Source organism: Caballeronia sp. TF1N1 (genome assembly GCF_022878925.1).
Taxonomy (GTDB): Bacteria; Pseudomonadota; Gammaproteobacteria; order Burkholderiales; family Burkholderiaceae; genus Caballeronia.
On record NZ_CP084627.1, the window covers coordinates 1,261,953 to 1,272,897 of the forward strand.

General features: G+C 63.1%; 12 protein-coding genes. 9 read left to right on the forward strand and 3 right to left on the reverse strand.

All coding sequences use genetic code 11. The features are described from left to right. Window positions 1-27 precede the first annotated feature (27 nt). Both LDZ28_RS19835 and LDZ28_RS19840 read right to left on the reverse strand, forming a co-directional pair. A complete protein-coding gene (locus LDZ28_RS19835) occupies window positions 28-441 on the reverse strand; it encodes a c-type cytochrome (RefSeq protein WP_244828799.1) in 414 nt (137 codons plus the stop codon). Between the two features lie 122 nt (window positions 442-563). Next, window positions 564-2,381: a methanol/ethanol family PQQ-dependent dehydrogenase gene (locus tag LDZ28_RS19840; RefSeq protein ID WP_244828800.1), complete on the reverse strand. Its 1,818-nt coding sequence runs from the start codon at window positions 2,379-2,381 to the stop codon at window positions 564-566. Window positions 2,382-2,728: 347 nt separating this feature from the next. Between LDZ28_RS19840 and LDZ28_RS19845 the strand changes: the two genes are divergently transcribed. The 9 genes from LDZ28_RS19845 (at window position 2,729) to LDZ28_RS19885 (ending at window position 10,318) form a co-directional block, all read left to right on the forward strand. Then, window positions 2,729-3,103, forward strand: a complete 375-nt coding sequence (locus LDZ28_RS19845; protein WP_244828801.1) for a 4a-hydroxytetrahydrobiopterin dehydratase — start codon at window positions 2,729-2,731, stop codon at window positions 3,101-3,103. Between the two features lie 82 nt (window positions 3,104-3,185). Further along, window positions 3,186-4,235: a beta-ribofuranosylaminobenzene 5'-phosphate synthase family protein gene (locus tag LDZ28_RS19850; RefSeq protein ID WP_244828802.1), complete on the forward strand. Its 1,050-nt coding sequence runs from the start codon at window positions 3,186-3,188 to the stop codon at window positions 4,233-4,235. A gap of 42 nt (window positions 4,236-4,277) precedes the next feature. After that, window positions 4,278-5,207 (forward strand): NAD(P)-dependent methylenetetrahydromethanopterin dehydrogenase, encoded by a 930-nt coding sequence (locus LDZ28_RS19855; protein ID WP_244828803.1) that lies wholly within the window; start codon window positions 4,278-4,280, stop codon window positions 5,205-5,207. After that, the gene (locus LDZ28_RS19860) at window positions 5,204-6,376 is read left to right on the forward strand and encodes an ATP-grasp domain-containing protein (protein WP_244828804.1); all 1,173 of its coding nucleotides are present in this window, start codon (window positions 5,204-5,206) and stop codon (window positions 6,374-6,376) included. The genes LDZ28_RS19855 and LDZ28_RS19860 overlap by 4 nt, the downstream gene beginning before the upstream one ends. Then, window positions 6,373-7,371, forward strand: coding sequence for a methenyltetrahydromethanopterin cyclohydrolase (gene mch / locus LDZ28_RS19865; RefSeq protein WP_244828805.1), 999 nt, complete (start codon window positions 6,373-6,375; stop codon window positions 7,369-7,371). The genes LDZ28_RS19860 and mch overlap by 4 nt, the downstream gene beginning before the upstream one ends. Before the next feature lie 2 nt (window positions 7,372-7,373). Beyond that, a complete protein-coding gene (locus tag LDZ28_RS19870) occupies window positions 7,374-8,321 on the forward strand; it encodes a RimK family alpha-L-glutamate ligase (RefSeq protein WP_244829729.1) in 948 nt (315 codons plus the stop codon). After that, window positions 8,314-9,150: a triphosphoribosyl-dephospho-CoA synthase gene (locus tag LDZ28_RS19875; protein ID WP_244828806.1), complete on the forward strand. Its 837-nt coding sequence runs from the start codon at window positions 8,314-8,316 to the stop codon at window positions 9,148-9,150. The genes LDZ28_RS19870 and LDZ28_RS19875 overlap by 8 nt, the downstream gene beginning before the upstream one ends. 168 nt (window positions 9,151-9,318) lie before the next feature. Continuing rightward, a complete protein-coding gene (fae, locus tag LDZ28_RS19880) occupies window positions 9,319-9,828 on the forward strand; it encodes a formaldehyde-activating enzyme (RefSeq protein WP_244828807.1) in 510 nt (169 codons plus the stop codon). 88 nt (window positions 9,829-9,916) lie between these two features. After that, window positions 9,917-10,318 carry a hypothetical protein gene (locus tag LDZ28_RS19885; RefSeq protein WP_244828808.1) on the forward strand — a complete coding sequence of 134 codons (402 nt, stop codon included), beginning with the start codon at window positions 9,917-9,919 and terminating at the stop codon, window positions 10,316-10,318. A 66-nt stretch (window positions 10,319-10,384) separates the two neighbouring features. On the opposite strand, the gene LDZ28_RS19890 is transcribed toward LDZ28_RS19885, so the two are convergent. Further along, on the reverse strand, window positions 10,385-10,870 hold the full coding sequence (locus LDZ28_RS19890) for a dihydroneopterin aldolase (RefSeq protein WP_244828809.1): 486 nt from the start codon (window positions 10,868-10,870) through the stop codon (window positions 10,385-10,387). Window positions 10,871-10,945 lie beyond the last annotated feature (75 nt).

A 10,945-nucleotide genomic window follows, 5' to 3' on the forward strand; every position in this document is an offset into this window, starting at 1 on the left:
GCAACATCGGACAAGCAACGAACGCAATCACTTCGCATCGAGCGCTTGTAAATCGCCCGGATTGATCTTGCCGTCTGAGCGTCCCTTCAGATACGCAAAGAGATTCTCCCAGTTTTTCTGCATCATCTGGCTCGCGCTGAAATCGGGCATACCCTTATCCACGCGTCCGCCAAACACGGTGCGATGAAACTCGTTCTTGTCCAGCGTCTTGAAAGCATCGACGAGCGACGGGCCGACGAGACCCTCCTGCTTCGCCCCGTGACAACGTTCGCACGCGAGCGCACGCCAGGTACGCCATCCTTGCAGCGTATCGGCATCGACCTTGTTGCCATCGACGACCTTGTACGCCACGGGCTTCATTTGTCCCGGGCTCGTCTGGGCAAACGAAGCGCTGGACGCCGCGAGCGCAATCGACAGCAGCAAGAGTGATCGGCCTTTCATTCGCTTGTCTCCTTGAATATCTCGTATGTGGGGTTTTCACGCGCGGCGGACTCCCTGACCGCCGCGCGTCATTACCCTTCGAATCGAACTAGTTGCAGGCTAACGAAACGGCTGATACGTAATCAGCCCGCGCTGCCCGGAATGGCAAACACGAAGAGCGTGCCGCCGAGTGCCGTGTACTTTGCAAGCTCACGATAGCCGCCCACCGCGCCCAGGCCTTCCGCCGACTTTTCGAGTCCCGCTGCCATGCCGATGCCAGCCCAGCCGCCGATGCCCGAATACACGCCGATGAACTGCTTGCCTTGGTACTGATAGGTGAACACGTTGCCGATGATCCCGGACGGCGTCTTGAACTTCCACAGTTCCTTGCCGTCCTTGATACGCACGGCCTTGATGTAGCCTTCGAGCGTGCCGTAGAACGCCACGCCGCCTGCGGTTGCGAGCGCGCCGGACCACACCGAGAACTTCTCCGTCTTGGACCATGCGATCTTGCCCTTCGACGCATCCCACGCGATGAAGTTACCCATCGCGCCGTTCTCGTTCGGACCGGGGAACATCGAGAGCGTGGCGCCGACGAACGGCTGACCCGACACGTAGTCGACCTGGAACGGCTCGTAGTCCATGCAGACGTGGTTCGTCGGCACGAGGAACAGGCTCGAATTCGGATCGAATGCGGCGGGTTGCTGGTCTTTCGAGCCCAACGCCGCCGGGCAGATGCCCTTGACGTTGTGATCGGGACCGGCTGCCTGCGTGGAGTAGCTGGCGTTACGAATCGGCAGGCCGCTCTTCAGATCGACGCTATTGGCCCAGTTCACCGCCGGGTCGTACTTCTGCGCCACGAGCAGTTCGCCGCTTTCGCGATTGAGCGTATAGCCGAAACCGTTACGGTCGAAGTGAACGATCGCCGGCGTCTTCTTGCCGTTGATGTTCAGGTCCGACAGGATCATTTCGTTGACGCCGTCATAGTCCCACTCGTCGTGAGGCGTCATCTGATAGACCCACTTCGCCTTGCCGGTATTCAGGTCGCGCGCGAAGATCGACATCGACCATTTGTTGTCGCCGGGTCGTTGCGTCGGGTTCCACGTACCGGGGTTGCCTGTACCGTAGTAGACAAGGTTGAGCTTCGGGTCCCATGCATACCAGCCCCATGTGGTCCCGCCGCCATACTTCCACTGATCGCCCTGCCAGCTCTTGAGCGACGAGTCCGCACCGATGGGCGCCATCTTGCCGTCGGTCCAGGTCATCGTTTGCTGCGGGTCCATCAGCATTTCATTGTCGGGCCCAGTGCTGTAGGCCTTCCAGACTTCCTTGCCGTCCTTGATGTTGTAGGCAATGAGCCGGCCGCGAACACCGAACTCGCCGCCGGAGATGCCCGTCAACACCTTGTCGCCGAAGACGTGCGGCGCGTTGGTGTTGGTTTCGCCTTTCTTCGCATCGCCGTTTTGCGCGGTCCATACGACGTCGCCGGTCTTGGCGTCGAGCGCGACGAGCTTCGTGTCGGCTTGCTGCAGGAAGATCTTGCCGTCGCCATATGCGAGACCACGGTTGACCGTATCGCAGCACATCACCGAGATGACCTGATTGTCTTGCTTCGGCTGGTATTGCCAGATGAACGTCTGGTCCTTCAGACTGATGGCGATAACCTTGTTGGGAAACGGCGAATGGATATACATCGTGTCGCCGATGACGAGCGGCGAGCCTTCATGGCCTCGCAGCACACCGGTGGACATGGTCCAGGCAACCTGTAGCTTGCCGACGTTGTTCTCGTTGATTTGCTTGAGCGTGCTATAGCGGTGATTGGAATAATCGCCCGCTTGCGCCGCCCAGTTCGAAGGATTCTTGATTGCGGTGTCGAGTTGCGAATCAGCCTGCGCCACGTACGAATTGAGGCCTGCCGTTGCGACCACCGCCAGTCCAAGAACCAGGGTGCGTAAGTTCATGTCTCCTCCAGAATGATGATGCCTCCGACCCGGGAATGACCACGCTACCGTTTGCATCGTGCGCGCCTTCTGAATGCAGGTAACGAGATTCGCTTGTGCCCCGGTACATTGCCGGGATCTTGCGTGACCGGGCATTTGCATATTCCATGCCGGTTTGCGAACGCTTGTTTTGTGGCGTGCGAATGGCGGCGTGCGACACATACTGTGTCAAATACGCGAAAGGCTTCATGTGATGGAACAGCAACGCTTGCTCAGGTGTCACATGACGCGTCGCAGCATTGCGCAGCGCCGCTTCACGATCAACGCACGGGGCGCATACTCGGTGTTTTACATAAGGAGGCAACGTCATGGCTCAAGCAGAGAAGGTCTACTCGGATGAAGAGGTGCGGGAACGGCTTACGGGTCCGCTCGCGCATTGGTATCTCGAGGACGGATGGCTCAGGCGCAAGTTCAAGACCGAGAGCTGGAAGGGCACGCTCATGGTCGTCAATACGGTCGGGCATCTTGCCGAAGCGGCCTGGCATCATCCCGACCTGACCGTCTCTTATGCGTTCGTCGTGGTTAAGCTCAAGACGCATTCGGCGAAGGGCATTACCGACAAGGACTTCGCGCTCGCCACGCGTATTGAAGACGTGGTGCAGTGGCAGCCAGGCAAGGAAGACGGTCCGCTCGACGGCACGCCATCCGACGATCAACGCTTCCGCTATATCAAGTACGACTAGCCCGGCCACGCGGCGCGCGCAGTCTTGGTATAACTTTTGCCTAACACGGAAGCCCAACACCCCTGAAGGAACACGAGCCGCGATGCCAACCTCACCCCGACGCTTATCGCCTTTACCGGCGATCACGGTCGAAGCACCCGCGCGCCTGCATCTCGGCTTCCTCGATCCGAACGGCTCCTCAGGCCGCGCCTTCGGCAGCCTCGGGCTCGCGATAGAAGGACACGGCACGCGTCTCACCGCGCGCATCGCTCATGGCACGCGGCAGCAGACGGCGCAGATAGAAGGCCATGTCACGGAAGCGCAGAAAGAGCGTATCGCTCATTACCTTCAGCAATTGCAGGCGGCGCTCAATGAACCGCGTGCCGTCGATATAGACGTACACGAAGCACCGCGCTCGCATACGGGCCTCGGCTCGGGCACGCAGCTCGCCCTGACGCTCGGCACCGCCTTCGCACGAGCAACCGGTCACAACGGCATAAACACCACGGACATCGCGCGCATACTCAAACGGGGCGCGCGCTCCGGCATCGGCATTCATGGCTTCGATCACGGCGGCCTCATTCTCGACGGCGGCCGCGACGTGCGCCACGCATCCGCGAATACGTTGCCGCCGCTGATCTCGCGCCAGGCCTTCCCCGATGACTGGCGCGTGCTTCTTATCGACGACACCTCGCGCGAAGGTCTGCACGGCGACGAAGAAAGGCGCGGACTTGCCGCACTCGATCCCTTCCCTGAAACACTCGCCGCGCATCTCAGTCATCTCGCGCTGATGCGTATCCTGCCCGCCGCCGCCGAAAGCGACTTCGACACCTTCGCCGACGCCATCAGCGACTTGCAGCAGACCATCGGCGAATACTTCGCGCCCGTGCAAGGCGGCGTGTTCGCGAGCCCCGCCGTGGCGCGCGCGCTCGAAGCCGTCGCCGCCGAGCAGAAGGCCGGCATCGGGCAGACGTCATGGGGACCGGTTGGCTTCGCGTTCGTCGCAAGCGCGCAGGACGCCGAACGCGCACTCGCCACCGCGCAACGCGTGACGCCTCGCGCACCCCTCACCTTTTCCATCGCTACCGGCCGCAATCGCGGCGCGACATGGCGTGCCGCCGACCGCCGCGAGCAAGGCGCGGATGCTGCCTGAACCTGCGTTCATCAATTCCAAATCGACCACGAGTCCATCGCCATGTCCGAAGCTTTCGAAAGACCTTATGTGCTCCACATGTTCACGAGCACGCCGCAGATGAGTCCGTTCGATGTCAACATGGCGGCCGATGCCGGCTATCAGATCGTCGTGCCTTACTGCAATGTCGATGAAGATATCGTCGTGCAACTCACGCAGGATGCGATCTTTTCACGCGGACCGAAGGGCGTATCGCGCACGGGCATCTTCATTGGCGGACGCGATGTCATGCTCGCCGCCGACATGCTCGAAAAGGCGCGTCAGGCGATGGTCCCGCCCTTCGAGGTCTCTGTCTTCACCGACCCATCGGGCGCCTACACTACGGCCGCCGCGCTCGTCGCGCTCGCGGAAAAACATCTGAAGGCCGTGCATGGCGTCGATCTCGGCGGCAAGCGCGTCTTGATACTCGGCGGCACGGGCGCGGTGGGACGCGTCGCGGCCGCGATGGCCGCATCGCTCGGCGCGGATGTCGTCGTCGCGAGCCATTCGAGCCAGTCCCGCGCGACCCAGGTGAGCGACGAGATCAACCGGCGCTTCGACATTGCCACGTCCGGCGTTGCGACCGGCACGCCCGAGCAATTGCATCGCGAACTGGGGCGTGCGGAAGTCGTCTTCGCCACCGCAGTTGCAGGCGTGCAGGTGATGAGTGCCGCCGATCTCGCGCATGCCAAGAACCTGCTGATCGCGGCCGACGTCAACGCGGTGCCGCCCGAAGGCATCGCGGGCGTCAACGTGATGGACAACGGCAAGCCGCTCGCGGGCGCGGCACGCGCGGACGCCATCGGCATCGGCGCGCTCGCCATTGGCAATGTGAAGTATCAGGCGGAGCATCGGCTCTTCTTGCGCATGCGTACCGGCGGCAAGCCCGTGTATCTCGGCTATCCCGAAGCATTCGACGAAGCGCGCGCGGTCGTCGCGGGGCTCGGCTCATGATCCATTCCGTTGCAGCGCGTGCGCCACGCGTCGCCGTGGCGGGGCTTTCAGCCCGGCTGCTCGCGCAATCCGCCGCGCGTGCCGGGCTCAACGTCGTGGCGCTCGATATCTTCGGCGACCGTGACACGCGCGAGAACTCGGGCATGTGGTTCGATATCGGAGGGGATGGCTTGTCGATAGACCGCACCCGTCTTTTCGATGCGCTCGAATGCGCCGCGCGTCTGCCGCGCATGCTGGGGCTCATCGTGACGAGCGGGCTCGAACCGCTCGCGAATGAACTGAGCCGCATGCCGCATATGCCGCGCTTCATCGGCAATGGCGTGGAAGCCGCCGCGGTGCGCGACCCGCGCCGCTTCTTCGCGCTGCTCGACGACGCGCAGATCGCGCATCCGGCAGTGCGCTTCGACAGGCCCGCCGATGCGCGCGGCTGGCTCATGAAGCGTTCGGACGGCTGCGGCGGCACGCATATCGAATGGGCGGAACACGCTGACAACGCTCCCGCCGATGCCTATTTTCAGCGTCTCGCGCAAGGCCGTTCGATGTCCGCGCTGTTCGTCGCGGCGCGTCGCGAAGCGGCGGTCATCGGCTTCGCGGAACAGTTGAGTATCGAAACGGGGCGTCTGCCTTTCGTGCACGCGGGTTCGCTCGGGCCGATCGCATTGCCGCCAGGGATAACCGAGCGCATCGTTGCCGCCATCGAAACCATCGTGTGGAAGACCGGCTTGACGGGACTCAACAGCATCGACTTTCTGCTCGATGACGACACGTTTCAAGTCCTCGAAGTGAACACACGCCCCTCCTCGACGATGGCGCTCTACGAAGCCGCATGGCCCGATGAATGGCCGCGCGGATTAATCGGCGCGCATCTCGACGCATGCCTGCACGGCGCGTTGCCGCGTTCGGCGCTTGCATCGTCGCGAACGCCGGCGTCGATAGCGGGCCAGCGCGTGGTCTTTGCGCCCGCGTCGTTCACCGTGTCGCGCCTCTTCAGCGATGCGTGTTTCGAAGACCCCGCGTGTCACGACGTGCCGCTCACCGGCGCGCGCATCGAAGCGGGCATGCCGGTCTGCACGGTCACCGCGGCCGCGCCCACGCTCGACGCCTTGCGCAATGCACTGACAAATGAAAGCGCTCGGCTTCTGCAACGCATCGACTCATACTGCCCATGACTTCATCGAATCAACTCAGCGTCAACGCATCGAGCGCGAGGCTCGTGGATCGCCTGATCGACGACGCCGCGCGCTTGCGGGTGGAAGTCACGCGCACGCCGGCTGGCACCGTTATCGTCGATGCTGGCGTGAACGCCGCAGGCAGCGCCGAAGCGGGCCTCTTGATCGCGCGTATCTGCATGGGCGGGCTCGGGCGTGTCGAGTTGCGCAGCGCTTTCGATGCCGCGCCTTCCTGGCCGAGCTATATCGAAGTGCAGACCTCGAACCCCGTGCTCGCCTGTCTCGGCAGTCAGTACGCGGGCTGGAGTCTTTCGGCGACGAAGGAACAAACCGGCGGCAAGAAGTTCTTCTCGCTTGGCTCGGGGCCAGCGCGCGCGCTTGCAGGCAAGGAGCCGCTCTTCGACGAACTCGCGTATCGCGACCATCACGAACGCGGCGCGCTCGTCATGGAAGTGGACCGCTTGCCACCGCAGATCGTCATCGACAAAGTACTCGCGGATTGCGGGCTCGCGGCGGACAAGCTCGTCATCGCGGTCACGCCGACGCAGTCTGTGGCAGGCACGGTGCAAGTCGTTGCACGCGTGGTGGAAGTGGCGCTCCATAAGACGCATGTGCTGGGCGTGGACCTGAGCGAGATCGTGGAAGGCAGCGGCACCGCGCCCTTGCCGCCGCCCTCGCCCGACGCCATTCAGGCGATGGGCCGCACCAACGACGCCATTCTCTACGGAGGCCGCGTGCATCTCACCGTCAAGAGCGATGCCGTGGCGAAGCGCCTTGCCGCCGAGTTGCCTTCGGCGAATGCGCGCGATTACGGGCGTCCCTTCGCGGAAATCTTCACGTCGTTCAACTACGACTTTTATCAGATCGATGGCGCGCTCTTCGCGCCCGCCGAAGCGTGGGTATCGAGCCTAGAAAGCGGCGCGACCTATCGCGGCGGCAAGCTCGATCAGGCGCTGCTCGATGCGCAATGGCGCGGCAAGAAGGACGCGGCATGACGATGGTATCGCGCGTCGCCATCATGACCGACGAAACCGGCTGGCACACGGGCCGGCTGAAGAAGGCGTTCCGCGCGCGCGGCGTGGAGGCGCGTTGCGTCGATCTCGCGGATTGCCGTATCGACACCACCTGGCCACCGTTCGGCCTCGCGATTCCCGGCTTCGGCCACGCCCTGCCCGATGCGGTATTCGTGCGCGGCATCGCGGGCGGAACCTTCGAGCAGGTCACGTTGCGGCTCGGCATTCTGCATGCGCTGCGCGAATGCGGCGTGCCGGTCTATAACGACGCCCGCGCGATCGAGCGCAGCGTGGATAAGTCGATGACGAGCTTTCTGCTCAACCGCTACGGCGTGCCGACCCCGGCCACATGGGCCGGCGAATCCACGGCGCATGCGCAACGCGTGTTGATGCGCGAGGCGGCTGCGGGCAGGCAGGTCGTCATCAAGCCGCTGTTCGGCTCGCAAGGCAAGGGCCTGAAGCGGCTCGGCGCGCGCTCGCGCGGGCAGGCGTGCGCGCCGTTGCCATCGCTCAAGCCTTTTAGTCAGGTCGCATATCTTCAGCGTTATGTCGATACCGGCGAGCCCGGTTTCGACTGGCGCGTGCTCGTGATCGGCACACAGGCCGTGGCCGCGATGAAGCGCGTGGGCGGCGAGGACTGGATTCATAACTTCGCGCGCGGTGCACGCTGCGAGCCCGCCGAACTCACGCCCGCGCTCGGGGAAACGGCGGTGCGCGCAACCGCTGCGCTCGGCCTGGATTACGCGGGCGTCGATCTCATCGCGCCGGAAGGCGGCCGGCCGCTCGTGCTCGAAGTGAACGGCGTGGCGGCGTGGCGCGGGCTGCAATCGGTGACATCGCTCGATATCGCCGCGCTGCTCGTCGACGATCTGCTCGACCGCAAGCTCGCGGCATCGAAAGGAAACCTCGCGCGGGCGAGCGGCGATGCCTGAGCTTCATCACATCAAAGCGGCTTTTCTGCGCGCATGCCGGCTCGATGTGGAAACGCGCAAACCGGGCAACGTGAGCACGGCGAGCGCCGGACACGGAATGAGCGCGAGCCAGTTCGTCGAAAGCGCTCAAGCGGCTGCAATCGGCTTGTTCGAGCCGAATGCAAGCGTCGGCACGCGCATTCTCGAAGCGGTGCGCCGCAGTTTCGACGTTGCAGGCTGCAATACGAACCTCGGCATCGTGCTCTTGTGCGCGCCGCTGTGCGTGGCTTTCGAAGAAGCCGCTCCACGCGATATCGCCGCTTGGCGCACTGCAACGCAAAGCGCGCTGCATGCGCTTGACATGGAAGACGCGCGCCTCGCTTACCGCGCGATTGCGCTGGCCAATCCGGGCGGCCTCGGCGACGCGCCGGAACAAACCGTCCACGCCGCGCCAACTATCGACCTGCGCGCGGCGATGACGCTTGCCGCCGACCGCGACAGCATCGCGCGGCAATACGCCAATGGCTTCGCCGATATCTTCGATACCGTCCGACTGATCGATGCATCGACGGCACAGGAAGCCATGCTCGACGCATTCCTCATCTTCCTGCGTTCATGGCCCGATTCGCACATAGTGCGCAAGCTCGGCGCGGCGATGGCGCAAAGTGTCACGCGCGATGCAGCTTTACATCACGACCGATGGCGCGCCGAAGGAAGTTTTCACGACTGCCCCGAATTCGACTCGTGGGACGCCGAACTGAAGGCGCGCGGCATCAATCCCGGCACGAGCGCGGACCTCGCGGTTGCAACCTTGTTCGTGGCGCTCGCGATGGGCGCGTTTGCCGAATGATTTGCACGAAGCGCGCCGGGCGCGGACAAAAATTGGCACGGAACATGTTAGGAACTTCGCGTTTATGCAGTCCGCTTTGCGCGGTGCGAACGCCTTGAGACGAGTTTGAGGATCGTGCTTCGGGAGCGAGTCAGACGTCCCTAGAAACAAATCCATTGGAGGAAGAGCATGGCCAAGATCAACCGCGTTCTGGTAGGAGAGTCGCTCGTCGGCGATGGCAACGAAGTCGCTCACATCGACTTGATCATCGGACCGCGAGGTTCCGCTGCCGAGACCGCGTTCTGCAACGCGCTGACCAACAACAAGGACGGCTTCACATCGCTACTCGCCGTGGTCGCACCGAATCTGCTGACCAAGCCGAACACCATTCTCTTCAACAAGGTCACGATCAAGGGCGCGAAGCAAGCCGTGCAGATGTTCGGCCCGGCGCAGCATGCGGTGGCGCTCGCGGTCGCCGACAGCGTGGAGGACGGCACCATTCCCGCCGACGAAGCCGACGACCTTTTCATCTGCGTCGGGGTTTTCATCCACTGGGAAGCGGATGACGACAAGAAGATTCAGGAGTACAACTACAAGGCAACCAAGGAAGCTCTCCAGCGTGCGGTGGCGGGCGAGCCCAAGGCTTCGGAAGTCGTTTCGAAGAAGGGATCGGCGGCGCATCCGTTCGCAGCGAACTGATCGTCTGTCGTGGCCGGCGCGGGGCTTACATCCGCGCCGGCTGCTTTCGAATCAAACATGAATCACGGATGAATACGAGGCTTATCGCATGACCCCACGTTGCTGCGCGTTGACGGTGCTCACTTGCCTCTCGCTCGCTTCGCCGCTTTCGTTCGGCGCGACGGCTGCGGCCAAGGACGGCGCTTCCGCTTCGCGACATGATTATCCGACCGAGGGACGCGTCGAATACGTGCTCGGCTGCATGGACGACAACGGCCACGACTTCGCCAACGTCTACAAGTGCTCCTGCGCCATCGACAAGATCTCCCAGAGCCTTACCTACGACGATTTCGTCGAGCAGATGACGTTCTCCAAGTACGCCTCGCTCGGTGGCGAAGGCGGCGGCGAGTTTCGCGTGGATCGCGCCAAGGCACAGACGAAGAAGTACCGCGAGCTTCAGAAGGACGCATTCAAGGCTTGCGGAATCGTGCAGAAGGCGGCGGCTCGATAAGCCGGTTCAGCCGTTTCATGCAGATGCTGCCGGTGTCGTCAGTGACGCACCGGCAAGACTCGACGCTCATTCCGGCATATAGCCGCGTCCGATCCACGCGAGACTCACGCCGCCACGCGGCGATGCCGTCGCCGTGCTCCGCCGCCTTTCGATGACGACGCCCACCGCTTCGACATCCTCGAACTTGGCCGGCTTTTCGAGCGATACCTTCACCCAATGCGCGCCGAAGTCCGCGATCACGCGCTGCGCGATCTGTTCGGCGAGCGCTTCGAGCAACTGCACATGGTGCGCTGCCAGGAGCCCGAGAATCGCCTCCCGCACCGCAGCATAATTGACGGTATCTTCGATACGATCCGTGACGCACGCGCGCAGCGAGGGCACGCCGATCGCGAGATTCATGCGCACCGGCTGCGGGTCGTGCAGTTCGCTCTTGTCGATGCCGATCACCGTCTGGCCCGTGAGTCCCTCGATATAGACGATATCCATGTGAGCCCCACGGGATGCATCGGCGTCCGCCTGAATGGCGTCGCGAATCGGTTCGAATCTGCCCATATCGTCGTCTCCGGAACGGCATCGAAAAATCCGTAAGCTCCAAGCAAGAAGCGGGCAAGAACGCTTAAACCAATG